Below are 25,042 nucleotides of genomic sequence, written 5' to 3'. Positions count from 1 at the left end.
TTAATCTCCTGATTTCACCATTTTTTGCAGGCTTCTTTTTGATAATTCCAGTACAGATGCTTCCGTGATATCCTCTTTTACAACCAGTGGCGTTGAATGAACAGGTTCATTATTTTCTTTGACCGTCAGTTCACCAACCACCGTTCCTTTTTTAATCGGAAATTCCCAATCCTCTTGTATGGAAACATCTGTGGTAACAGCAGGCTCTTCCTGTCCTTTTTTATACAAGCTGTGAACAGCCTGTTCGGTTACAATATCAAAAGAATGCGGTTTGGCTTTTATTTTATCCAGCTCCATAACTGTTTCTTCTTTTGCAAAAAGCTGTTTTGTCTGATAGCTTTGGAAACCATAATCAAGTAATCCAGACACCATCTTATTTCGTTCTTTCGGTGTTTCAGCCCCCATAACAACGGCAACAAGGCGCATATCATTTCTTTTTGCAGTAGCAGTTAAACAATACTTCGCTTCATTGGTATAGCCTGTTTTCATGCCATCTGCACCAGTATACGAACGAATCAGTTTATTCGTATTGACAAGCCAAAATTCGTCTTCTTCTCCCTGCCGCAAGTAGTCTTCATAGATGGAGGTATAGTTTGTAATATCTTCATATTTTAATAATTCTCTTGTCATCACAGCCATATCATAGGCGCTGCTGTAATGGTCTGTTGCTGGAAGACCAGTGGTATTTGCGAAATGCGTGTTTTCCAGGTCGAGTTCTTCTGCTCGTTTGTTCATTTCTTTAACAAATTCCTCTTCGGTTCCCGCAATCATTTCAGCCATTGCAACACTGGCATCATTTCCAGAAGCAATAGCGATTCCTTTGATTAAATCATTGACAGACATTTCTTCTCCTGCTTCAAGAAAAACTTGGGATCCCCCCATGGAAGCAGCATATTCACTTACAACCACCATATCCTCTTTCGTAATTTTTTCTGCTTCTAATGCTTCCATAATAAGCAGCAAGGTCATTATTTTTGTCATACTGGCAGGTGGTAATTGTTCGTGTGCGTCTTTGTCAAACAGTATTTTCCCCGTATTCTGTTCGATTAAAACACCTGATAATGCATCTTCTGCCAACCCTTGATTTTCTGGATTCTCCTCATTTGCTAAAACAGTGCTGTAGTTAAAAAACATTGAAACAATCAGTAATCCAATCATTAATAAGCTTCGTCGCTTCATACTGCTTCCCTCCAAATTACAATCATACTTTTAGGGTTTCCATTTGCGATAGATTTCATACTATTTTTAAGATGTAAAAGCATCCTTTTTGTTGTTTTAAACGTTCTCATCTATAATAAAATGAAAAGCGATAAGGAAGGTGATTGGAAAATGGGTCAAAATATACGTGATAAAGTTGCTTATATCACAGGTGGAAGCAGCGGAATAGGCAAAGCAACCGCCCATCAATTTGCAAAAGAAGGCGTGCATCTCGGCATCATTGCCAGAAATCCGGAAAAGCTTGCTAAAATCGAAGAAGCATTAGCAGGGTACGATGTCAATGTGGTTACCTGCAGTGCAGATATTTCAAAACAGGAAGAGGTAAAAAACGCTGTAAAGACATTAGAACAAAGATTAGGCAAAGCAGATATTTTAATCAATAATGCAGGAATCAGCGAACATGGCAATTTTCAGGAGATGGACGAGAAAACCTGGAAACATATTTTTGAAGTAAATGTTTTTGGAACGTACCATATGTTAAAAGAAGTTGTGCCGCATCTGGTCAGCAAGCAAAAAGGAGATATCTTCAATATTTCTTCCAGCAACGGTTTAAAAGCAACAGCAGGATCTACTGCTTACAGTGCCTCTAAATTTGCTGTTCAAGGTTTGTCTGAAGCTTTAATGCAGGAAGTTCGCAGAGAAAATATCAGAGTATTTACGATGAATCCAAGTATGGTAGCTACAGAATTAGTTTTTGGTGATGAATTAGAGGAAAAAAATGAAGAGAAATGGATGCAGCCGGAAGATATTGCCGAATATATCGTTGCGCAATTAAAATTAAATCAACGTATCTTTATTAAACAGTCTGCTCAATGGGCAACGAATCCATTCTAATAATGCAAAAAGAGCTTTCGAACACGTTGCTGTGTTTGAAAGCTCTTTTTACTGTTACATTGATTTTTATTGAATAATGCCGATAATACTTGGTTTTACTTGAACAGGACTGTCTGAAAATGCAATGGCATCCTTTATTTTTTGAATCACCGCGTTATTATCTTCTCTATTGGTGTGAATGGTTGCCAACTTATCGCCTGCTTGTACTTTATTGCCTAATTTCACATGAAAGCTGATTCCTGCTTGATGGTCAATTTGATCATCCTTCGTTTTCCGGCCGGCACCAAGCAGCATGGCGGCTTCTCCCATTTGCTGCGTTTCGACAGAAGCAATATATCCAGCCTTATCTGCAGTGACATCAATGGTATGCCCTGCTTCTATTTCATGGATACTTGACATATCTCCATCCTGCGCTTCAATAAAGGTAACAAATTTCTCATAAGCCTCGCCATCTTCAATCACTTCTTTAACAAGTTTTCTAGCTTGTTCTTCTGTTGTTGCTTTTCCTGCTAAGAAGACCATTTGTGCTGCGATTTCTACGGAAATATCATATAAATCCTGGCTATATTCCTGGTCGCGTAATAATTTTACTGCTTCCAAGACTTCATTCCCGTTGCCGATTTCGAATCCAAGTGGCTGATCCATATTGGTTAAAACAGCTACCGTTTCCCGATTCAATTTATTCCCGATGGCAACCATTGTCTCCGCAAGCTCTTTTGCCTCTTCTTCTGTTTTCATAAATGCCCCATTGCCGACTTTAATATCCAGAACAATCGCATCTGCTCCAGAAGCAATTTTTTTACTCATAATAGAGCTTGCTATTAATGGCGTCGAATCCACTGTACCTGTCACATCTCTTAATGCATAGATTTTTTTATCTGCCGGCACTAAATTCCCGGACTGTCCAACTAAAGAGATACCCAGATCCTTAACTTGCTCCTTAAATCTATCTAACGGAAGTTCTGTATGAAATCCTTGAATTGATTCCAGCTTATCTACTGTCCCGCCTGTATGGCCGAGTCCTCGTCCGCTCATTTTTGCAAAAGGAATATCTAAGGATGCAATAATCGGTGCAACAACCAGACTAACCTTATCTCCTACGCCGCCGGTAGAGTGTTTGTCTACAACGGTTGTATTTAAAAAGGACAAATCAATTGTCTCCCCGGACTTTACCATTAAATCCGTGAGGGCAGAGGTTTCATCGCTGTTTAAACCTTGAAAATAAACAGCCATTAGCCAGCTTGAGACTTGATAATCCGGAATCGTATCGTTGACATAACCATTTACAATATGCTCGATTTCTTCATAAGATAATACTTCCCCATATTTTTTCTTATTGATAATCTCTATCGTATTCATTTTAACCATCCTTTTATCATTTAATATCGTCTAAAAAGCTGGTGCCATGTTCAGGTGATGGAATCTGAAAATTATCAGCGATGGTTGCCCCGATATCAGCGAAAGTTGTCCGTTGCGGCAGCTCTTTTCCTTGTTCAATATTGGTATGATACGCAAGCAGTGGCACGTACTCGCGGGTATGATCGGTCCCGTGATGAATCGGGTCATTCCCGTGATCGGCGGTTACAATCAATAAATCATCATCCTGTAATTGTTCAAGTATTTCCGGGAGCTGCTTATCATACGTTTCCAGAGCTTCCCCATAACCAATCGGGTCTCTGCGGTGCCCGTATTTTGCATCAAAATCAACGAGATTAAGAAAGGTTAACCCGGTAAAATTCTGCTTTAATGCGTCGCTTAATTTTACCATGCCATCATCATTATCTTTCGTACGGACGGCTTCTGTCACTCCTTCCCCATCATAAATGTCATTTATTTTGCCAAGTGCAATTACATCAATCCCAGCATCTTTTAATTCATTCATTACTGTACGGCCAAAAGGCTTTAAAGCATAATCATGGCGGTTGGAAGTACGTTCAAATGCGCCAGGCTCTCCAATAAACGGGCGGGCAATCACACGTCCTACCATGTATTTTTCATCCAGGGTAAGTTCTCTGGCAATTTCACAAATACGATATAATTCATCAATTGGGACCACGTCTTCATGAGCAGCAATCTGCAAAACAGAGTCCGCTGAAGTGTAGACAATCAGGCTCCCTGTGTCGATATGTTCTTTTCCGAGTTCAACCAATATTTCTGTACCGGAAGCGGGTTTATTGCCAATCACTTTCCTCCCGGTCTTCTCTTCCAAGGCTTGAATAAGTTCATCCGGAAATCCTTCCGGGAAAGTTCGAAATGGCTGCTCAATGCGGAGACCCATAATCTCCCAATGTCCTGTCATCGTGTCTTTCCCATTAGAAGCTTCCTGCATTTTTGTATAGTGTGCTTTTGGATTGTCTACAGGAGCAATTCCTTTAATTTCTCGAATATTGCTCAAACCTAAGCTTCCCATGGTCGGCATATCCAGCCCATCCATCTTTTCTGCGATATGTCCTAATGTATCCGCTCCCAAATCATTAAACTTCTCAGCGTCCGGAGCTTCCCCGATTCCAACTGAGTCCATAACAATTAAAAATACGCGTTTAAATGGTTTCATTCCTAACAACCTCCTATGTACTATATTCCCGTAATAAGTGCTCCGTATGACATCTATTATAGATGTTAGATGTCTGACCACACAAGCAAAAATACATTTCTTTCGCGTGGAAAGCTTTTATTATACAAAAGACATGTTCGTCCACTTATTATGCTCTGGGATGATACGATTGATAAATATCTTTCAATCTTGCTTTTGTCACGTGTGTATAAATTTGTGTGGTGGATATATCCGCATGCCCCAGCATTTCCTGCACAATCCGCAAGTCTGCTCCGTTTTCTAATAAATGTGTCGCAAAGGAGTGCCTTAATGTATGCGGCGTAATCGTTTTATGAATCCCTGCTTCCATCGTCAATCCTTTTAAAATTTTCCAGAATCCCTGTCTGCTTAAAGGACGTCCGTGCTGATTTAAAAAGAGCACGTTTTCCTGTTTATTTTTCTTCACCATTTCTTTTCTCGCTGTCTCCACATATTTCTCTAAAACATGATTTGCTGTATCTCCCAATGGGACGATTCTTTCTTTTGACCCTTTGCCCATACACTGAACAAAACCCATCGTTAAGTGTAAATCTTCCAATTTCAAGTTTATCATTTCAGAAACACGGAGCCCGGTAGCATATAATAACTCCAGCATTGCTTTATTTCGCAGTGCCAGCGGTGTTTCCGCGGGAATGTTTAATAGGTTGTCCACTTCTTCCTGAGAAAGGATGTCCGGAAGCTTCCGGTCTTTTTTCGGTGTCTCAATATGCAGACTGGGATCCGTCTCAGCGATTCGCTCCCGTATTAAAAATTGATGAAAGGATCGAATAGAAGAAATGTGCCTGGAAATCGTAGCAGTTGATTTGCCATTGTCTTTTAGTTCATATAAAAAACGCATAATATCATTTCGGGTTATATCATTCCATTCATTATATCCAATTTTTGTTAAATGCTTTTCATAAGCCGTAAGATCTCTTTGATAAGAGTTAATGGTATTATCAGATAATCCTCTTTCTACCCGAAGAAAATGAAAAAAATCTTCTAATGCATCTTTTAACATAGCTATTATTCCCCTTTCAGAAAATCAAATGGCAGCCAGGGAACCCCTTCTTCTGTTACCTTAACCGCTGGTCCTTCCGGTAAATCATAACGATGCATTTCCTGAAACTCTTTATAAATAAAGTGCAAACATACCGTGAAAAAACATGCACCTACCATAAACCAGATAAATATTTTACATACTTCTTTAACATGTTTCCCCATATTCCAACCTCCCAGTGCTGTTACGCTGTATCGTAAAACAAACACTTTTACAGTTAGAATATGCACAAAACAATTTAAAAAATACCAGAAAAAGATGCAGACGCTTAAAAATAAAAACATCTCTCTGTTAATATTATACAATGGTTGGTACCAGAGATAAAGTTTCGCTTTATAAAATTCATTAACCTGACAACATTACTGCGCTTACTTATCCTATCGAAAACTGTATTCCCAACGATAACCACAAACACTTTTACGCTTTTGCATCATTCTGTATAATGACATACGGAAGGTAACGGAAAAGGAGGTTCATCGAATGATAGAAGAAAAATTAAAACACATTGGTGACAATACGTCGATTCAAACAAAGACACCTGTTTCCGGCGGGGATATTAACCAGGCTTATTATATACAAACCGGGAAACAAGCATACTTTATAAAAGTGAATCGCCAAGCGGAAAGCGGTTTTTTTCAAGTAGAAGCAAACGGACTGGAAAGGATTCGTTCGACGCAAACAATCGCTGTACCAGAAGTCTATTACTTTGACCAATCTTCCGGAGACCAGGAAATGACATTAATAATGGAATGGATTCAAGGAGAAAAGACAGCAACCACTGAACAACAATTAGGTGAACAGCTCGCCTCGATGCATGCTGCTGGTGGATCCGGCCAATATGGACTGGACCAATCAACTTATGTCGGAAAACTGCATCAGCCAAACGGATGGTATACTGACTGGGCTGATTATTTCCGGGAATGCCGTCTGCAGCCGCAATTCGATATAGCTGTGCAATTGAACCGGATGAATCAAAACAGACGCATGAAATTAGAAAAGTTAATGGATAACTTGGATAAATACCTTCCGAAACAGCCGCAAGTGTCTCTGCTGCATGGCGATTTATGGGGAGGAAATTGGATTGCAGGACAGGCCGGGAAACCTTATTTGATTGATCCTTCCATACTCTATGGCGACCATTTATTTGAATTGTCCTTTACGGAAGTTTTTGGCGGGTTTTCAAATACATTCTACTCTCAATATCAGAATGTATTTCCATTAGAAGATTACTACGAAGAAATCAAGCCTATATATCAGCTGTTCTATTTACTTGTCCATTTGAATATGTTTGGAGAAGTTTATGGAGGAAGTGTAGATCGAATTCTGAAGAGATATACATCCTAAATAGATGTTCCAAAAGATAAGTGAAATGGACTTCTATTCAGCGGGGACATGAATTCTCTCCGCTGAATAGAAGTATCACAAAGTTCGTTACATTGTGATAAATGAAGGATTTACAAGAATTATTATAAAAAGGTCTGTTCATGTAGATCGTGCATTTTTGACAGACCAATATGCTATCCTCCCTGCCTCCTCTGTGTATGTAGTTACTAAATAAAACCTTTCTCTCCCGGAAAAAGGTTTTACTTGGATGATTATGTTGCTTTTTGAACATCTTCTTCTACTGCAGATTCCTGGCATTGACGACAAACTCCATGAAAGGTTAAGCGATGGTCTTTCACCTCGAAGCCCCAGTCATTTTCAACAATTTGCTCTACCTCACCCAACAAATCATTCTCAATCTCTTCTACCGATCCACATTCAATACACACTAAATGATGGTGGAAATGCTTTGCACCTTCTTTGCGTAAATCATATCTTGATACACCATCGCCAAAATTAATTTTGTCTACTATTTTCAATTCGGATAATAATTCTAATGTACGATAAACGGTTGCCAGACCAATTTCCGGTGATTTCTCCTTTACAAGAAGATATACATCTTCCGCGCTTAGATGATCATCTTCTCTTTCCAGAAGTACTCGAACCGTAGCTTCCCTTTGGGGAGTTAATTTGTAGCTATGCGAATGTAGCTGTTTTTTAATTTTTTCAATCCGGTGTTCCATGGATAGTCGCCTCCCTCATTTTACATCTTAATTATATGCATCTATCTTCCATGTGTCAAAGGAATTCTCAATTATTATTAATAAACGTTATAAAGTAATAATGATTATTATATAATAGATGCACTTCTTTTATCAAGTGATAAGCAAGTGATGTAAACGAGATACAAGCAAAACAAACAACTATCCATTATACCTTTCTATCCATTCTAACAAGAATGTATTTGATAAATAAGCCTCCATTAACGCCGCGAGTGCTGCGAATACAATCAGAACGGCAAAAATGATAAGCAGCCTGATAAAAGGAGGTAATACTTCCTGATGATGATGCTTCAATAATAACTTCTGCCATAATCCAATCGAAAATACCATCGCAACACTTCCGGCAATGATGTATATTGGGATAATTAATACATTTTGCGGGGCAATCGATATAGTTGATAAAAGCAGCCCTTGTCCTCCAAGCTGGCTTACCATAAAACCAACGGAAAACCCGACGACAAGTCCTTTCATAAAGACCATCACCCAAATAACAGGAAGCCCGATCATACTTAATGCCAGCAAAATCATAACGGTAAGATACTTGATATGATAGAGGAGGCTTTGGATGAAGATGTCTTTCCGTCCAATAACTTCCCCGTCAACGGTTTGTTGTGTAAAAAAACGCTCTAAATAAAAGAACAGATTCTGCTTTTGCACAAAATCCATACTATTTACTAAGATAGCACCAAAAACAATACCTGTCAGAAAAAGAAGGCTTGTAAATAAATAAACCGTGGTATGCCGTTTTATATGCCCAATAAGTAAGTGATGAGATGTATGATACATGTCGATCCTCCTCGTATAAGTTCCTATACTTCAAACTATGAGAATCTTCCTCAAAACATACCTATCATTTTTAACTTTTAATAGAGCATAATCACACACCAGCTGAAATCCGCCTGCTCCCTCTCTATCTTTACTTATTTAAAGCATGTAAATAAAGAATAGCATAGTTTGTTTTTGCATCTTGAATCCGTTCTTCTTCTACAAGCTCTTTCGCTTCATCTAACGTTACTTCCATTATTTCAACAAATTCATCATCGTCCCCTGCCGGCGGATTTTCCATTTGAATTAAGTCATTAGTGACATAGACATACACCAACTCATTTGCAAAGCCTGGAGAAGTATAAAAAGACGTTACCTGTGATAGATTCGTTGTTGTATACCCCGTTTCTTCTTCCAGTTCACGGACTGCAGCTGTTAACGGGTTCTCATTTTCTTCCAACTTCCCTGCCGGAATTTCTATTAATGTTCTTTCTAATGGTTTACGGTATTGTTCCACAAGGACAATCTTGTTATCAGGTGTAATCGGGATAACTGCTACCGCCCCTGGATGGTATACTAACTCTCTTTGGGCTGTTTTGCCATTCGCGAGCTTTACCTCGTCCAGTTGCACATCTATGATGTTCCCTTCAAATATTTTTTTGGATGTTACTGTTTTTTCTTCAAAACGATGCATGTTTTCTATTCCACCTTTTCAGATTAATCTGTTCTTCTTATTTTAATTTGTCAGACTCTATTGTAGCAAGTCTATGTCTTTTTTTCTTCTGATTCGTTTTCTATTCTATTTCCGAAACTATTTTTTTAATTTGTTCCATATACAAGCAGATATACATCCTGAAAAAGTATATTGATTGTATTCTGTTCTTTCACCCTCTACAATGTATGCATACGGAGTTCATAAGGAGGATTAACATGAAAAAACGCCAGCTTGGAAAAAGCGATATTGAAATTTCTGATCTAACCCTTGGCTGTATGTCACTGGGCACGGATACACAACATGGAAAAAAAATGATTGATTATGCGTTGGATAAAGGGATTAATCACCTGGATACAGCAGACCTTTATAACTTTGGAGAAAACGAAAAAATCGTAGGAGAAGCTATAAAACATCGCAGATCAGACGTTGTTGTGACAACGAAAGTCGGAAATCACTTTAATGAAGAAAATCCAGATGACGGCTGGTTCTGGGACCCTTCCAAAAAACATATTCATGAAGCTGCCCGGGCCAGTCTTCAAAGATTAAACACGGATTATATTGATGTGTATATGCTTCATGGCGGCACATTAGAAGATCCTATTGATGAAACGATTGAAGCTTTTGAAGAGCTGAAAAAAGACGGTCTGATTCGTGCATATGGTATTTCATCTATTCGTCCCAATGTTTTTAGGGAATATGCACTCCGGTCTTCTATTGATGTTTTAATGACCCAATATAGCCTGCTGGATAGACGTCCGGAAGAAAGCCTTTTACCACTTGCAGAACAAAACCAAATCAGCGTTGTTTCCCGCGGGCCGCTGGCAAAGGGACTGCTAAGTAATAAAGCCGCTCAAGTCCTTGATAAAAAAGGAAAAGACGGGTATCTTGATTATTCTTACAGTGAACTAAAATCACTTTACTATGAACTCGAACAGGCGCTGCCTGAAAACACACTGCAGCAATTGGCAATGTACTATGTCGCTAACCATCCGGCTATCACTTCGACTGTATTTGGAGCTAGCTCTTTGGAACAATTGGAACAGAATATTGCTGTTCATCAGACTATCAATGAAATTACCGATGCAGCTTATCCTAACTTGCAACAGCTGACAAAAGCATCCCAGTATCAGCAGCATCGTTAAACCGGTATTTCCCGGCAGCAGTTAACAGAGCAGGTCTGCTTTGAAAGATGAAACGTATCTAAAGCAGACCTGCTTCTATTAGATGTATCGAATCTATCATTTTTTATCAAATTGCGATTTCAACATTTTTTCCATCAATCCGGGAAACAGACGGTAAAAGATACTCCCCGCCTCCATCCACCATGGCATATTAATCTCTCTTTTATTTGTAAATAGAGAATGGACAACTTTAGAAGCGATTTTTTCAGGCTTGAGCATGTATTTTTCAACATTTTGCTGGTACTCCCCATTTTTATCCGCTACCTCAAAAAAGGATGTTTTGACAGGTCCAAGATTAACAGAAGTGACAGTCAGACTGCTTTCCCTTGTTTCTTGTCTTAGTACATTTGTAAACCCTAGCATAGCATGTTTAGAAGCAGCATATCCTGCTGTTTTCGGTGTTGGTAACTTAGCAGATTGAGAGACAATATTGATTATATGCGACTTTCCTTTAAACTGTAAAAAATGTGGCAGAAACCCTTTTGCATATTGAATTCCTGCTAAAACATTCACTTGAAACATTTCTTCTACATCTTCTATATTCAGGTCTTCTATCGAATCAAATATACCAAAACCTGCATTGTTAATTAACCCATGAATACGTTCCTCTTTTTCCATCATCGTATTTATTTGTTCGGCAATGGCTTCCCTTGAGAATGTTTCTATGGGATAAATTTTGCAAATACCATTGTTTACTTCGATTTCTTCAGCTAATTCTTCCAGTAACTCTGTCGATCTAGCAACCAAAATAGGTATGCCTCCCTGCGCAGCAATTTCTTTCGCAATTTCTCTGCCAATTCCTTTCGATGCACCAGTAATAATGATTTTCTTGTCATAAACAGAACGATTTCTTCTTATTTTCATATTTATCGACCCTTACTTCATATAATGATTGAAATGGACATACGCTACATATACATATATTGTACAACGAAACAATCATGCCGTACACTAGTTTAAACATTGACTTACGGGCAGAAATCAAACACAATAAGGTTTGGGGGTGATAGGATGACATCCATTATCGCACACCGGGGAGCAAGTCATTATGCACCTGAGAACAGTATTTCGGCGTTTGAACTGGCTTATGAAATGAAAGCTGATGGCATTGAAACAGATGTTCAACTGACAAAAGATAATATCCCTGTCTTGTTTCATGATGAAAGTCTGAAGCGTATTTTTGGAATAAGTGGATGGATTAATCAATACACGCTTGCTGATTTAAAGCAATTGGATATGGGAAAGTCGTTTCATACTGCATTCACAGGTACAAGCATCGTAACCCTTGAAGAATTTTTGGTTTGGATAAAAGATAAACCATTAACCCTGCATTTAGAACTGAAAAATAATAAGATTGCACATAAGAACTTGGAAAAAATTACATATAACCTTATCGAGCAGCATCAATTGTTAAATCAGACCTATTTTTCTACGTTTTCGGACAGCAGTATTTCTTGTCTCGCTGGATTTCAGGAAATTACGCATATCGGCTGGTTAACAAAGCGGCAGCGAAGAGATTTATTAGCATATGCTTCGTCTATCGGCGCTACAGCCATTCACATCAAACATACATTATTGCGGCAGCGGCTTGTAAAAGAAGCGATGAAAAATGGCATTCCTGTCAGGGTTTATACAGTGAATTCGCCCCGTTTATTAAATCGGTGCTTTGCTTACAAAGTAGACAGTGTTTTTACAAATGTACCTGATAGAGCATTTGCCATCCGTAAAAAACTCTATCGGCGTTTTTTGGTCTGATTGAGAGGAAACATGCATATTTTTGAAGTTATACATTGATGAATGCTGGATATTTGGGTAAAATTTTAAAATATAAATAGATATTAGCGTACGTTCAAAAGATTGGATGATTTTGAACATACGATATGAAGGTGAGATTAAAACATGGATATTACTTTCTTAGGCACCGGAGCCGGTCTTCCTTCCAAAGAAAGGAACGTAACAGCTATCACGCTCAGTATGCTGCAGGAACTGAATGAGGTCTGGCTGTTCGATTGTGGTGAAGCGACACAGCATCAACTTCTTCATACTAAAATTAAACCGGGAAAAATAAATAAACTTTTTATTACGCATATGCATGGAGACCATATTTACGGTTTACCGGGCTTTCTCAGCAGCCGTTCTTTCCAGGCGGGTACAGATAGACCCTTAACCATTTATGGCCCTGAGGGAATCAGGGAGTTTGTTCAGTCTGCTTTGAAATTAAGCTATACCCATTTAACATATCCTCTGACAATCATTGAAATCGAAGAAGGATTATTACTTGAAACAGAAGCAGTAAAAGTATATACTAAAAAGCTTGCACATGGTGTTCCGAGCTTTGGTTTTCGAATTGTTGAGAAAGATAAGCCGGGGGAACTGCTTGTTGAAAAATTAAAAGCAAAAGGGATACGACCAGGTCCGATTTATGGAGAAATAAAAGACAATCCTTCTGTTACGTTGGAAGACGGTACCATCATCAACCGACGTGATTTTATCGGCCAGCCTAAGAAAGGAAGAATCATTTCCATACTAGGTGATACCAAATACCAGTCAGCACATAAAGATTTTATTAGCCATAGCGATTTGTTCATTCATGAAGCAACTTTTGCTGCAAATCAAGCAACGCTAGCAGAAAACTATTTTCATTCTACCAATAGACAAGCTGCAAAATTAGCACTTGACGCAAATTGTAAACAACTTATTTTGACACATATATCTTCAAGGTATCAATTCCAGAAAATGGATCAATTTCTGGAAGAGGCAAAAGAAGTTTTTTCGAATACATTTGTTGCCAGAGACTTTAGTGTGTTTCAATTATAGTATGTGTGTAGCATAAGCTTGCACATCCTTTTGAAGTGAGAAAGGGAGAGACAGATTTGATGACCTTACAAGAAAACTACCAACAAATTGTTGATGATCAGCGAAAATATGTTGACCAGGGAAACACGGTTGATTATACGTTTCGTAAACAACAATTAGAAAATATAAAAAAAATATTAAAAGATAATGAAAAAGAAATATACGATGTCTTAAAAAAAGATTTAAATAAACCCGATCACGAGGTTGTACTTACGGAGATCGGCATTATTCAAAGCGAATTGGAAGTTGCCATCAAAAATCTCCGCTATTGGATGCAGCCTGAAAAAGTGGCTTCTCCATTAACGCATAAAGGGTCGAAAAGCTATATTCTAAAAGAACCGCTTGGCGTTGTTCTGGTTATTGCACCTTGGAATTACCCTCTGCAGTTATCGCTTGCGCCTATTGTCGGAGCGATTGCAGCTGGCAACGCAGTGGTTTTAAAACCTTCTGAACATGCTCCGCACACGTCTGACTTTCTCGCCAGAGTGGTGGAAGAAAACTTTGATCCCGCTTATTTCACTGTTGTACAGGGTGCTGTCGAGGAAACAACAGAGCTGTTAAAGCAACGATTTGATCATATTTTCTACACCGGGGGAAGTGCTGTTGGAAAAATCGTCATGCGTGCAGCAAGTGAACATTTAACGCCGGTTACCTTGGAATTAGGCGGGAAAAGCCCGGCTATTGTTGATGAAGATGCCAATATCCAGATGGCAGCCAAGCGAATCGTGTGGGGAAAGTATACAAACGCCGGTCAAACTTGTGTTGCTCCAGATTATTTATTAGTTCAGGAATCTGTTAAATTTAAGCTTTTAAAAGCAATGAAAAAACAAATTAAATCGTTATTCGGCAAGAATGCTCTCCAAGGTGAAAACTACTCCAGAATCATTAACTATGACCATTTTAAGCGTCTGACCGCATTTTTAAATGAAGATCATATTGTGCACGGCGGAGAATATAACGAGGAAGAATTAATCATTGAACCTACGATTCTTGATAAAATAGATTGGGAAGATGCTATCATGCAAGAAGAAATATTCGGCCCGATTCTGCCGGTGTTACACTTCGAAAATATAGAAGACGCCCTTTCACTGATTAAATCAAGAGAAAAGCCGCTAGCTTTATATTACTTTGGAGAAAATCCAAGAATGCAATCTCAAGTAATGGAATATGTTTCTTTTGGCGGCGGTTCTATTAATGATACCTTCTTTCATTTGGCCAATCCGTATTTGCCTTTTGGCGGTGTCGGACAGAGCGGAATGGGAAGTTATCATGGAAAAGCCAGCTTCGATACTTTTTCACATCAGAAAAGTATTTTAAAGCAGACAACGAAATTTGATATTCCTTTTCGTTATTCAGGCGGTACGGTTACTTCAAATATTTTAAAGAAATTTTTATCTTAAATAACAAAAAGCCTTGATTTTATTCTATTTTACCAAATAGAAAATCAAGGCTTTTTATAGTCGTCCAAGAAATCTTTTTGAAAGCTTGTGCGCGGCTGCTGATCTTTTTCTTTCTCGCTGTTTAGAGGTAAAAAGATATCCTTCCCGTATTTATCTGTTAATGCTTCCATCGTTTCATACAGTTTTTCCTTCTTGGCATTATCCCGATAGGTAAATAAATCAAGTTGCTCTCCAACCTGCCTCTTCTCCTCTAAGTTTTGCAAAGAGACACCTAACAGCCGTACAGGATCTTCATTCCAATGGGTTTTTAATAATTCTTTTGCCACAAAAAGAATATCTTCTTTTTCATCGATATATCCTTGTAATGTTTTACTGCGTGTAATCGTTTGGTGATTATGAAAGCGAATCATTAATTGGACACTTTTTCCTGTCGCACTTTTTCGTTTCACCCTTCTTGCTACATTAGAAACAAGTTGATCCAGCAACTGATGCAGTTCATCCCAATCCGTCGTGTCATGAGCTAATGTTTGAGAACTGCCGATACTTTTAAAATCATGTACCGCTTCCGGGTCAACAAGTCGATAATCTATCCCGTTGGCAAGATTCTTCATTCTTTCTCCATTCACACCTAATAGCTGTTTTAACTGATATACATCATGTATGGCCAAATCGCCAATCGTTTGAATAGATACTTTCCTCAATTTTTCTGCTGTTTTCTTACCAATTCCGTGCATTTCTTCAATGGCAAGCGGCCATAACATGGTAGATAATTCTCGCTTACGAAGGATGGTTATTCCTAAAGGTTTTTTCATGTCTGAAGCCATTTTTGCCAAAAATTTATTGGGTGCAATACCGAGACTGCATGGAATATCCAGCTCTTTTAATATTCTTTGCTGCAGATATTCAGCTATTTCGATGGGCGTTCCCAGTCCTTCTGTATCTGTAATATCCAAATAACCTTCATCAATTGAAACCGGCTGAACAAGCGGCGTTATTTCCGAAAGCATCTTAAAAATCTTCCGGGAAGCTTCCCGGTACCTGTCAAAATTAGGTCGCATCAATAATAAATGAGGACATAATTTTTTCGCCTGCCAAACCGGCATGGTTGTTTTCACACCTTTTGCTCTAGCCTCGTAACTGCTTGTAACAATAATGCCCTTACGTTCTTCCGGATTCCCGGCTATCGCAATAGGACGCCCTTTTAATTCCGGGTTATGCGCCATTTCCACCGAAGCATAAAAACAGTTCATATCAATATGAAAGATAATACGTCTTTTGGAATTGACTGATTGCGTCATGACAACCCCCCTTACAGTGAGAAGAACACATCCCATTATGGAATGCGTTCCCCTTATTTCACAGAAAGTCGCTCCAAATATGGAAGCTGTATCTTATTTTGCTGCCGTTTTAACAATCTCCACAACAAATTCTGTTACTTTCACCAAATCCGCTACTTTAATACGTTCATCGGTTGTATGAATTCCCTCATAGCCAACAGCTAAGTTGACTGTTGGAATGCCATACCCTGCGATGACATTGGCGTCACTACCGCCGCCACTCTGTTCCAAGGTACTTTCTCTGCCAATCGCTTTTGCGGCTTCTCTAGCTACCTCGACAACCTGGTCTCCCTCTTCAAAATGATAACCGGGATAAGCAATAGCGATGTTGACATCAGCTGAACCGCCAAGCTCTTCAGCAGCTTCTTCAAAAGCTGATTTCATTTTTTCAACCTGGTCTTTCATCTTTTCTTCAGATAAGGAACGTGCCTCAGCTAAAATTTCCACGTGGTCTACGACAATATTGGTTTGCTTGCCGCCTTCAAAACGTCCGATATTCGCGGTTGTTTCTTTATCAATGCGTCCTAATGGCATTTTAGAAATCGCTTTGGACGCAATGGTAATAGCAGACACTCCTTTTTCAGGCTCCAATCCGGCATGTGCTGTTTTGCCAGTAATCGTTGCATGAATTTTTGCCTGTGTCGGTGCAGCAACAACAATATCACCAACCGTTCCATTGCTGTCCAAGGCGTAACCATAACGGGCATCCAATTTGGAAGCGTCCAATGCTTTTGCGCCTACCAAACCAGATTCTTCTCCAACAGTAATAATAAATTGAATCTGTCCATGAGGAATATTATTTTCCTGAAGTACTCTAATCAGCTCAAACATAGCAGCTAAGCCTGCTTTATCATCTGATCCGAGAATGGTGTCTCCTTCTGAAGAAATCACACCATCTGTTATTATCGGTTTGATCCCCTTCCCAGGAACCACGGTATCCATATGAGAAGTAAAATAAATGGCATCTGCATCCTCTTTGGTGGCCGGCAGTGTACATATTAAATTCCCTGCACCATGACCTGTTTGCTCTTTTGCATTATCTTCTTCCACTTGAACACCTAAAGCTTCAAATTTTTTGGTTAAAACATTTGCTATTTCTGTTTCAAAACCTGTTTCCGAATCTGTTTGAACAAGTTCTATAAATTCATTTACTAATCTTTCTTGTTTCACACTCATTTGCGTAACCTCCTAATGTATAGGCTACTACAATTTTTGGTTTTTTTACAGTAGAATGAATTCAATGGCCTGTTTCTATGCTTCTATCCTTTAAATTCAGAAAAACAATACGATTAACTTGTCTGATAAAGCATTTCACGTTAAAATAGCGATAGACAATATCGGATGATGAAGGGGGATATTTCATGGCAGCAAAGCAATCCGTACAAAAGAAACGTTCCAAACGCGCATTCCGTACCAAGCTTATTATATATTTCATGGTCGCTCTGATGATTATTTCAGCGGTTACAGCCGGACTAGCAGCTTTTGTTTAACATATAAAGGCAGTGCAGAAAAGTATCATGCTTTTCTGCACTGCCTTTTTGATGTATGTAACAGGAAAGTGTAAGTTACTTTTCCCTTTTTAACTTCCTTTTCTTCCAGGGAGTCACATCGCTTTTCTTGAATTTATTTTTTATAATTAAGTATTCTTCCATTTCATGTAATAACTGAAATAAATGTGCTCTTGTTTCAAATGTCTCTCTCGTTTCCGGTAAATCCTCTGCATGAAATTCCCGCCTTAACTCTTTTAATTGCTCTAAAAACGTAATAGCTGTATTCCCTGGGTGAACAGCTTTAGATAAATGTTCAAAGAAATCCGCAATCTCAAGCGCAATATGATCTGTTCTTGGTAAATGAGTTACAAGCGGCAGCATTTGCTTTAATAGTTCAAATTGTCTTTCTCTCATTTTAAAATAATTATAATAGGTATGTTCATTTCGTAATAAATGATTATCTTTATCCCGGATAACTAATTGTTTTGCTTCGGAAAGAATATCCTCTGTAGCTGCAATTTCTTCCCCTTGCCATTTGTCGTTTTGATCCCGGATATACAAAGAGTATTCATACAAAATGCGGCTGAAATTCATTTCTAATTGTGATTGCAGTTTCTTTAATTTGTTGTCTAAGCTCGGCATATAAACATTCAGTAACAGCCCTACTCCCAGCCCGACAGTAATTAGAACGAATTGCTCGCCAATTAAGGAGAGTGTTATATTCCCGGAACCATACAGGTTCAGCACCACAACTGAACTGGATGCAATTCCTGGAGTTGCTTTTAATCTGACCATTGCAGGAATAAATAAAAGAAGTAATAAAAATATAGAAAGGCTGTAATAGCCAACTAATTCAAAAATAATACACGAAAAAATAACGGCTGCTGTACACGCAACAAATCGCTGCCAAGCACTCAAAAAGGAAGACTTTCTCGAGGGCTGTATACAAAGAATGGTTAATATCCCTGCTGAAATAAAGTTTGAAAGACCAATCCATTGGGCTAACGAAATGGAAATGGGCGTTCCAACAGCAGTTTTGAGGGTGCGATATCCTATTTTCACCGTGAACCTCCTGATATATTTTCACATAGACAAAGAAGGCTGTCAGACGACAGCCTTTTATGGTTTCTTACACTTCTTCGCAATATTCATCAAACAGGTTTTGAAGCTTCACAGATACATCCATGGCACTATGTCCTTCAATCTGGTTACGTTCTACCATATCAAGGATTTTTCCATCCTTCAGCAGTGCAAAACTTGGGGAAGAAGGTGCATAGCCTTCAAAATAAGTTCTTGCTTGATCCGTTGCTTCCTTGTCCTGTCCGGCAAATACTGTTACTAGATGGTCTGGACGCTTATCGTAATGAATGGCATTACCTGCAGCTGGACGAGCCACTCCGCCGGCACAGCCACAAGTTGAATTAACCATCACAAGTGTTGTACCTTCACGTGCTAATGCTGTATCCACTTCTTCTGCAGTACGCGCTTCTTCATAGCCTGATTCCGTTATATCTGTTCGTGCTACATTCACGACATCTTGCATAAATAAATCAAAATCCATTATATCTCACCCTTTTTACTTAAAATATAGTTATAGCTTATCAGCTAGTGCTTAAAAATTCAATCTATTAGCATCTGCTTAATAAAGGCTTACGGATGATGCATTCATCCCTTCTAAAATTTCTTTCACACGAGATAAAAATCTGCCGCATACAAGACCGTCTAAAATACGGTGATCTAAAGAAAGAGATAGATTCACCATGTCACGAGCGGCAAACATATCATTGATAATAACAGGTCGTTTTACAATCGATTCAACTTGTAAAATCGCAGCCTGCGGGGAATTAATAATTCCCATTGAAGAGACCGAACCAAAAGAACCTGTATTGTTGACCGTAAATGTACCGCCCTGCATATCCTCCTGAGACAGTTTTCCCTGACGTGCTTTGGCAGCAAGCGTTGTAATATCACGGGCGATTGCTTTAATCGTTTTTTCATCCGCATGTTTGATGACAGGAACGAATAATTCATTGTCTTTTGCCACCGCAATCGATAAATGAATATCTTTTTTTTGAATAATTTTATCTCCTGCCCACATGCTGTTTAATTCAGGGAATTCTTTTAGCCCCTGAGCAACTGCTTTGACGAAGAAAGCAAAGGGGGTTAATGAAAAACCTTCCTGCTCTTTAAAGGATTCTTTCACACTATTACGGTATTTCACTAATTCGGTCACATCTACCTCTACCTGCATCCAGGCATGGGGGATTTCTTGTGTAGAACGGACCATATTTTCGGCAATCACTTTTCGAACTCCTTTTACAGGAATTTCGGTATCTCCAGCAGCGCTCTGGGTGCTTTCTTGTTGTGTCGAAGGTGTTTCTTTCACAGCAGCAGTCTCCGTTTTCTTCTCCTGTGACGGCGCAGATTGCTTCTGGACAGCATCGCCATTTTCAATGTATTTTTCCACATCTTTCCTGGTAATTCTTCCGCCTCTTCCAGATCCTTCGATTTTATTTAAATCAATCTGATGCTCTTGAGACAAGCGTAATACGGCCGGCGAATATCTTTTTTTCATCGAGCTGTCTGTATTCTCAACTTGTTTATCAGCAGTATTTTCCTCTTTACTTGTTTCTGTATCAGAAGGTGCTTCTGCATCCTCTGATGCAGCCTCTTCTGTTTCGATATAGCAAATCAGGGTTCCAACTTCTATCGTTTCCCCTTCTGCTGCTGTCAGTTCTGTTATTTTCCCTGTATAGGAAGAGGGAATTTCGGCATTTACTTTATCCGTCATCACTTCCGCAATCGGGTCGTATTTATTTACCTGATCCCCGACAGAAACAAGCCAGATACTGATCGTTCCCTCTGTTACACTCTCACCAAGCTGAGGCATTGTCATTTTTTCCACAGTCATATTTCTACCTCCAATTAATATTCTGCAAGGTCACGCATTGCTTTTTCTACTTTGTCCGGATTTAGCAAAAAGAACTTCTCCAATACTGGCGCAAATGGTGTTGCCGGCGTATCAGGTCCAGCCAAACGCTGAATGGGAGCATCCAGATCAAAAAGGCATTCTTCAGAAATAATCGCAGCAGCCTCACTAATAATACTTCCCTCTTTATTATCCTCCGTGATTAGTAATACTTTTCCTGTTTTACTTGCTGCTTCTTGAATGGCTTCTTTATCAAGAGGATAGACCGTACGCAAATCAAGAATATGTGCTTCGATTCCATCCGCTGCTAACTTTTCAGCTGCCTGCAAAGCAAAATGAACACATAAACCATAGGTAATTACCGTAATGTCATCCCCTTCTCTTTTGACGTCTGCTTTTCCAATTGGAACGACATAATCCTCTTCTGGTACTTCTTCTTTTAACAAGCGATAAGCACGTTTATGTTCAAAATATAAAACTGGATCGTTATCTCGAATGGAGGCTTTTAATAGACCTTTTGCGTCATAAGGTGTCGATGGCATAACAATCTTTAACCCCGGCTGATTTGCAAATACTGCTTCAACGGATTGAGAATGATACAATCCGCCATGCACACCAGCCCCGTATGGCGCACGTATCGTAATGGGCGCATTCCAATCATTGTTAGAACGGTAACGCATTTTAGCTGCTTCGGAAATAATCTGGTTGACAGCAGGCATAATAAAATCAGCGAATTGCATTTCAGCAACTGGACGCTTTCCGTACATCGCTGCACCAATAGCAACTCCGGCAATCGCCGACTCTGCTAACGGGGTGTCTAAAACGCGGTCTTCGCCAAATTGCTGGTAAAGCCCTTCCGTCGCTTTAAATACACCGCCTTTTTTCCCTACATCTTCTCCAAGAAGAAAGACACTTTCATCCCGCTCCATTTCTTCTCGTAAAGCGCTGGTAATTGCTTGAATATAAGACATATTAGGCATTATTTTCGCCTCCTTCATCCAGTTCTTCATATACGTATTTTAATGTGTCTTCCGGATCCGCAAAAGCAGCTTTTTCTGCATAATCCGTTGCACTATTGATCAGTTTGTCAATCCGCTCATGAATTTCTTTTTCTTTGGAGTCATCTAAAATTTGCTTTTCTTTCAAGGTTGCAGCAAATGTTACAATCGAATCTTTTTCTTTCGCTTCTTTCACTTCATCATCTTCCCGATAAGCACGATCATCATCATCACTGGAATGAGCTGTAAAACGATAGGTTAAAGCTTCAATCAAAGTTGGCCCTCCGCCACTCGCTGCCAGTTCTCTCGCTTCTCTTACCGCTTGGTAAACCGCAATTGGATCATTTCCGTCCACGGTAATTCCCGGCATGCCATAAGAAGACGCACGTTCTGCGACGGTCTTACTTGCTACTTGCTTATCATAAGGCACAGAAATGGCATATTGGTTGTTTTCGACCATGGTAATAACCGGAAGTTTTTGAACGCCGGCAAAATTTAATCCTTCATGAAAGTCACCTTGATTGGAAGAACCCTCTCCTAAAGTGACAAAAGCGGTGATGTCTTTCTTATCCATTTTAGCAGCGAGCGCTACGCCAACAGCATGCGGAAGTTGGGTTGTTACTGGAGAAGATCCAGTTAGTATGCGATTTTTTTTCTGACCGAAATGTCCCGGCATTTGTCTTCCGCCAGAGTTTGGGTCTTCTGCTTTACCAAAAGCGGAAAGCATAATATCTTGAGCAGTCATTCCAAACGCAAGAACAACGCCTAAATCCCGATAATAAGGTGCAATATAATCTTCCTTGCGATTCAATGCAAATGCAGCTCCCACTTGTGCTGCTTCTTGTCCTTGGCAAGAAACCACAAATGAAATTTTCCCGGAACGGTTTAACAGCCACATTCTTTCGTCAATTTTTCTTGCTAACAGCATCATTTCAAACATTTCTAAAGCCAGTTCGTCACTTACATTTTCCCAAGATGTTTGTGCCATTATTTTTTCCCTCCTTCAGCCATTTCACATGATTCTATGGTGCTCATTTATCCATGAATTTGTATTCCATCAACTGCCAGCGCTGCTTCACCGATTACTTCTGATAAAGAAGGATGCGGATGAATGGTCTGGCTGATTTCCCATGCAGTTGCGTCGAGCACTTTTGCTAGACCTGCTTCGGATATCATGTCTGTTACTTGAGGTCCAATCATATGAACCCCTAATAAATCCTGTGTTTTTTTATCGGTAATCATTTTAACAAAACCATCTGTTTCTCCATATACTAATGCTTTCCCAACAGCTTTAAAAGGAAACTTCCCGATAACGAGTTCATATCCTTCTTCTTTTGCCTGTTCTTCAGTTAAACCGACGCTTGCAGCTTCCGGGCTTGCATAAATACAGCTTGATACCGACTGGTAGTCTATTTCCTGTGTGTATTTACCTGCCATATGTTCTACAGCTGTGATTCCTTCATGGGAAGCCACATGTGCAAGCTGCATGCCTCCAATAACATCACCAATAGCATAAATATGCGATTCCTTGGTTTGATAAAATGGATTCGTATCAATCGTATGGTTAGAAAGTTGAATATCTGTATTCTCCAAACCAATATTTTGCGTATTCGCTTGTCTGCCAACAGATACGAGTAATCTGTCTGCTTCAAAACGTTCTTGTTTATCACCAATTATTGCTTCCACCATTACTCCGTTATCTTTTTCTAATGTATCTGTTTGAACATTAGCTCCTGTTATAATGTGTACGCCCCGTTTTTTCAGCTGTTTTTCCATTTCTTTCGCAACATCTTTATCCTCTGTCGGCAAAATTTGTTTTTGATATTCTAAAACCGTGACATCTACTCCGAAATCATTCAGCATGGATGCCCATTCGATACCAATAACGCCGCCGCCAACTATAACGACGGACTTTGGAAGTTCTTCCATTTCTAAAGCTTCATTCGAGCTGATGACATATTCACCATCGAAATCCAGTCCAGGTAACGTATTTGGCTGCGATCCAGTAGCGATTAATACATTTTTTGGAAGTAGCATGTCATTTTCATTTCCGTTTTCATATTCAACAGAAATCGTCCCAGGCATAGGAGAAAAGATGCTAGGTCCCAAAATACGGCCAAAACCTTGATAAACATCAATTTTTCCTTTTTTCATTAAACCTTGGACACCTTTGTGTAACTGTTCAATAATGTTATTTTTCCTCTGTTGCACCTTTGCGAAATTTAATGTAGGTGAATGCACTTCAACCCCGAATGTATCAGCTTTTATCGTTTGCTGGTAAACTTCCGCACTGCGCAATAATGCTTTGGAAGGAATACAACCTCTATGTAAGCAGGTTCCTCCTAATTCGGCTTTTTCTACGATTGCTACTTTCATATTTAACTGACTCGCACGGATAGCAGCAACGTAGCCGCCTGTTCCGCCCCCTAAAATGACTAAATCATATTCTGTGGCCATCTACTCAGCCTCCTCTGCAACATATATCTTCGCTTCTCCAGGGCTATTTAATACTTCTAAAACCCCTTCATTCATCGCTTCTAAATCATTTTTTCCAGAAAAAACCATCACATCCGCAATCCAGTTTATTCTCGGAATAATCGCGTCAATGACAAAATCATTTTCATCTATCTTTCCAGTAAAAACAATCCCGTCTACTTCCCCACATAACACAGCACTCATTGCCCCGATTTCTTTGGCAATCTGGTATGCTTGTGCTTCTATGACTTCTTTTGTTTGCTGATCTTCTTGCAATAATCTGGAGCGGATAATCAATGGATCCTCTGTATGCAAATAAGCTTTTATTCCGCCGGCATGCTGTACATGGTTCCATAAGAAACCTTCATTCAGAGCATAGTGGTCAGACAGATAGGTCAAGAAACCTTTTAACGGGATACTTCCCGACCGGTCAACGGTAAATGGGCCTTCTCCATCTACCCCGTTGGTTACATCGATAATTCTCCCCTGATAATGCGAAGCGATTGTAATTCCTCTGGCAATATGAACGGAAATCAGCTTTAATGTACGGTATGTTACCCCAAGTTGCTTGGCAGCAATTCTGCCGGCATGCCGGTGATTCAGAGAATGAAAAATGCTTGTTCTTTTTATTTCAGGAATACCGGTATATTTTGCTATATTGTGCATTTCATCTACAACCGGGGGATCGACAATGTATGCCTGGATATTTAAATTATCAGCTATCTCATGCGCTAATATCGCACCCAAATTCGATACATGTTCCCCATAAGCATTCGTTTTTAAATCGTACAACATCGCATCGTTTACGCGATATGTTCCACCACTGATTGGTCGTAATAGGCCGCCCCGGCCGCACACACTGATGAAATGTGATGTATTCATCCCATCCAAGTCCAACTGTTCAAATATAGCCTGCTTTCTGTATGGAACTTGGTCAATCAGCTGGTCAAAATGATACAATTCATCTTCGTTATGCGTAATCTTTTGCTGATATAAAAGATGATTCTCCTCAAACACACCAATCGTGGTGAAATACAAGTCAGGATAGATAACTAAAATACGAGCCCTTTGGTTCACAAAACAACCTCCATCATGTTACTATTCCTG

25 protein-coding genes are annotated in these 25,042 nt (G+C 39.4%); 7 read left to right on the top strand and 18 right to left on the bottom strand.

Going from position 1 to position 25,042, the window contains the following annotated elements:
• Window positions 1-1,179: a D-alanyl-D-alanine carboxypeptidase family protein gene (locus B7E05_RS11410; protein WP_080874320.1), complete on the bottom strand. Its 1,179-nt coding sequence runs from the start codon at window positions 1,177-1,179 to the stop codon at window positions 1-3.
• Between the two features lie 150 nt (window positions 1,180-1,329).
• On the opposite strand from B7E05_RS11410, the gene B7E05_RS11405 reads away from it, so the two are divergent.
• Window positions 1,330-2,052: a 3-ketoacyl-ACP reductase gene (locus B7E05_RS11405; RefSeq protein ID WP_080874319.1), complete on the top strand. Its 723-nt coding sequence runs from the start codon at window positions 1,330-1,332 to the stop codon at window positions 2,050-2,052.
• A 66-nt stretch (window positions 2,053-2,118) separates the two neighbouring features.
• On the opposite strand, the gene B7E05_RS11400 is transcribed toward B7E05_RS11405, so the two are convergent.
• From B7E05_RS11400 to B7E05_RS22160, 4 genes are all read right to left on the bottom strand, one after another.
• The gene (locus tag B7E05_RS11400; RefSeq protein WP_080874318.1) at window positions 2,119-3,411 is read right to left on the bottom strand and encodes a pyrimidine-nucleoside phosphorylase; all 1,293 of its coding nucleotides are present in this window, start codon (window positions 3,409-3,411) and stop codon (window positions 2,119-2,121) included.
• Window positions 3,412-3,427: 16 nt separating this feature from the next.
• The gene (gene deoB / locus B7E05_RS11395) at window positions 3,428-4,606 is read right to left on the bottom strand and encodes a phosphopentomutase (RefSeq protein ID WP_080874317.1); all 1,179 of its coding nucleotides are present in this window, start codon (window positions 4,604-4,606) and stop codon (window positions 3,428-3,430) included.
• A gap of 148 nt (window positions 4,607-4,754) precedes the next feature.
• Window positions 4,755-5,645 (bottom strand): site-specific tyrosine recombinase XerD, encoded by an 891-nt coding sequence (gene xerD / locus B7E05_RS11390; protein ID WP_080874316.1) that lies wholly within the window; start codon window positions 5,643-5,645, stop codon window positions 4,755-4,757.
• A gap of 5 nt (window positions 5,646-5,650) precedes the next feature.
• The gene (locus tag B7E05_RS22160) at window positions 5,651-5,848 is read right to left on the bottom strand and encodes a DUF4227 family protein (protein ID WP_179134523.1); all 198 of its coding nucleotides are present in this window, start codon (window positions 5,846-5,848) and stop codon (window positions 5,651-5,653) included.
• Window positions 5,849-6,164: 316 nt separating this feature from the next.
• On the opposite strand from B7E05_RS22160, the gene B7E05_RS11380 reads away from it, so the two are divergent.
• Window positions 6,165-7,028 (top strand): fructosamine kinase family protein, encoded by an 864-nt coding sequence (locus B7E05_RS11380; RefSeq protein ID WP_080874314.1) that lies wholly within the window; start codon window positions 6,165-6,167, stop codon window positions 7,026-7,028.
• Between the two features lie 251 nt (window positions 7,029-7,279).
• On the opposite strand, the gene fur is transcribed toward B7E05_RS11380, so the two are convergent.
• The 3 genes from fur to B7E05_RS11365 form a co-directional block, all read right to left on the bottom strand.
• Window positions 7,280-7,750 (bottom strand): ferric iron uptake transcriptional regulator, encoded by a 471-nt coding sequence (fur, locus tag B7E05_RS11375; RefSeq protein ID WP_080874313.1) that lies wholly within the window; start codon window positions 7,748-7,750, stop codon window positions 7,280-7,282.
• 180 nt (window positions 7,751-7,930) lie between these two features.
• Window positions 7,931-8,575 (bottom strand): stage II sporulation protein M, encoded by a 645-nt coding sequence (spoIIM, locus tag B7E05_RS11370; protein WP_080874312.1) that lies wholly within the window; start codon window positions 8,573-8,575, stop codon window positions 7,931-7,933.
• 130 nt (window positions 8,576-8,705) lie between these two features.
• Window positions 8,706-9,248: an NUDIX hydrolase gene (locus B7E05_RS11365; RefSeq protein WP_080874311.1), complete on the bottom strand. Its 543-nt coding sequence runs from the start codon at window positions 9,246-9,248 to the stop codon at window positions 8,706-8,708.
• Between the two features lie 236 nt (window positions 9,249-9,484).
• Between B7E05_RS11365 and B7E05_RS11360 the strand changes: the two genes are divergently transcribed.
• On the top strand, window positions 9,485-10,411 hold the full coding sequence (locus B7E05_RS11360) for an aldo/keto reductase (RefSeq protein WP_080874310.1): 927 nt from the start codon (window positions 9,485-9,487) through the stop codon (window positions 10,409-10,411).
• 96 nt (window positions 10,412-10,507) lie between these two features.
• On the opposite strand, the gene B7E05_RS11355 is transcribed toward B7E05_RS11360, so the two are convergent.
• Entirely contained in the window at window positions 10,508-11,314 is an 807-nt protein-coding gene (locus B7E05_RS11355) for an SDR family NAD(P)-dependent oxidoreductase (RefSeq protein ID WP_080874309.1), read from the bottom strand.
• Between the two features lie 147 nt (window positions 11,315-11,461).
• Between B7E05_RS11355 and B7E05_RS11350 the strand changes: the two genes are divergently transcribed.
• The 3 genes from B7E05_RS11350 to B7E05_RS11340 all read left to right on the top strand — a co-directional run bounded on the left by B7E05_RS11350 (window position 11,462) and on the right by B7E05_RS11340 (window position 14,706).
• Window positions 11,462-12,205: a glycerophosphodiester phosphodiesterase gene (locus B7E05_RS11350; RefSeq protein WP_080874308.1), complete on the top strand. Its 744-nt coding sequence runs from the start codon at window positions 11,462-11,464 to the stop codon at window positions 12,203-12,205.
• 144 nt (window positions 12,206-12,349) lie between these two features.
• Window positions 12,350-13,267 carry a ribonuclease Z gene (rnz, locus tag B7E05_RS11345; protein WP_080874307.1) on the top strand — a complete coding sequence of 306 codons (918 nt, stop codon included), beginning with the start codon at window positions 12,350-12,352 and terminating at the stop codon, window positions 13,265-13,267.
• Between the two features lie 59 nt (window positions 13,268-13,326).
• Window positions 13,327-14,706, top strand: coding sequence for an aldehyde dehydrogenase (locus B7E05_RS11340; protein WP_080874306.1), 1,380 nt, complete (start codon window positions 13,327-13,329; stop codon window positions 14,704-14,706).
• Between the two features lie 44 nt (window positions 14,707-14,750).
• On the opposite strand, the gene B7E05_RS11335 is transcribed toward B7E05_RS11340, so the two are convergent.
• Both B7E05_RS11335 and B7E05_RS11330 read right to left on the bottom strand, forming a co-directional pair.
• Window positions 14,751-16,004 carry a DNA polymerase IV gene (locus B7E05_RS11335; protein ID WP_080874305.1) on the bottom strand — a complete coding sequence of 418 codons (1,254 nt, stop codon included), beginning with the start codon at window positions 16,002-16,004 and terminating at the stop codon, window positions 14,751-14,753.
• Window positions 16,005-16,097: 93 nt separating this feature from the next.
• A complete protein-coding gene (locus B7E05_RS11330; protein ID WP_080874304.1) occupies window positions 16,098-17,219 on the bottom strand; it encodes a M20/M25/M40 family metallo-hydrolase in 1,122 nt (373 codons plus the stop codon).
• 185 nt (window positions 17,220-17,404) lie between these two features.
• Between B7E05_RS11330 and B7E05_RS21930 the strand changes: the two genes are divergently transcribed.
• Window positions 17,405-17,533 carry a DUF4044 domain-containing protein gene (locus B7E05_RS21930; RefSeq protein WP_143833224.1) on the top strand — a complete coding sequence of 43 codons (129 nt, stop codon included), beginning with the start codon at window positions 17,405-17,407 and terminating at the stop codon, window positions 17,531-17,533.
• Between the two features lie 75 nt (window positions 17,534-17,608).
• Here the strand turns inward: B7E05_RS21930 and B7E05_RS11325 are convergent, their stop codons facing one another.
• The 7 genes from B7E05_RS11325 to buk all read right to left on the bottom strand — a co-directional run bounded on the left by B7E05_RS11325 (window position 17,609) and on the right by buk (window position 25,012).
• Window positions 17,609-18,595: an aromatic acid exporter family protein gene (locus B7E05_RS11325; protein ID WP_080874303.1), complete on the bottom strand. Its 987-nt coding sequence runs from the start codon at window positions 18,593-18,595 to the stop codon at window positions 17,609-17,611.
• Between the two features lie 67 nt (window positions 18,596-18,662).
• Window positions 18,663-19,094: a BrxA/BrxB family bacilliredoxin gene (locus tag B7E05_RS11320; protein ID WP_080874302.1), complete on the bottom strand. Its 432-nt coding sequence runs from the start codon at window positions 19,092-19,094 to the stop codon at window positions 18,663-18,665.
• Window positions 19,095-19,172: 78 nt separating this feature from the next.
• Window positions 19,173-20,444 carry a dihydrolipoamide acetyltransferase family protein gene (locus tag B7E05_RS11315; RefSeq protein ID WP_080874301.1) on the bottom strand — a complete coding sequence of 424 codons (1,272 nt, stop codon included), beginning with the start codon at window positions 20,442-20,444 and terminating at the stop codon, window positions 19,173-19,175.
• Window positions 20,445-20,458: 14 nt separating this feature from the next.
• A complete protein-coding gene (locus B7E05_RS11310) occupies window positions 20,459-21,442 on the bottom strand; it encodes an alpha-ketoacid dehydrogenase subunit beta (RefSeq protein ID WP_080874300.1) in 984 nt (327 codons plus the stop codon).
• The gene (locus B7E05_RS11305) at window positions 21,435-22,448 is read right to left on the bottom strand and encodes a thiamine pyrophosphate-dependent dehydrogenase E1 component subunit alpha (RefSeq protein WP_080874299.1); all 1,014 of its coding nucleotides are present in this window, start codon (window positions 22,446-22,448) and stop codon (window positions 21,435-21,437) included. The genes B7E05_RS11310 and B7E05_RS11305 overlap by 8 nt, the downstream gene beginning before the upstream one ends.
• Window positions 22,449-22,495: 47 nt before the next feature.
• Window positions 22,496-23,917 (bottom strand): dihydrolipoyl dehydrogenase, encoded by a 1,422-nt coding sequence (gene lpdA / locus B7E05_RS11300; RefSeq protein WP_080874298.1) that lies wholly within the window; start codon window positions 23,915-23,917, stop codon window positions 22,496-22,498.
• Window positions 23,918-25,012, bottom strand: coding sequence for a butyrate kinase (gene buk / locus B7E05_RS11295; protein WP_080874297.1), 1,095 nt, complete (start codon window positions 25,010-25,012; stop codon window positions 23,918-23,920).
• Between the last annotated feature and the right edge of the window lie 30 nt (window positions 25,013-25,042).

The organism is Oceanobacillus timonensis (assembly GCF_900166635.1).
In the GTDB taxonomy this organism is placed as follows: Bacteria; Bacillota; Bacilli; order Bacillales; family Amphibacillaceae; genus Oceanobacillus; species Oceanobacillus timonensis.
Note: the sequence above shows the minus strand (reverse complement) of the source record. Positions and strands in the feature narration are given on the sequence as shown.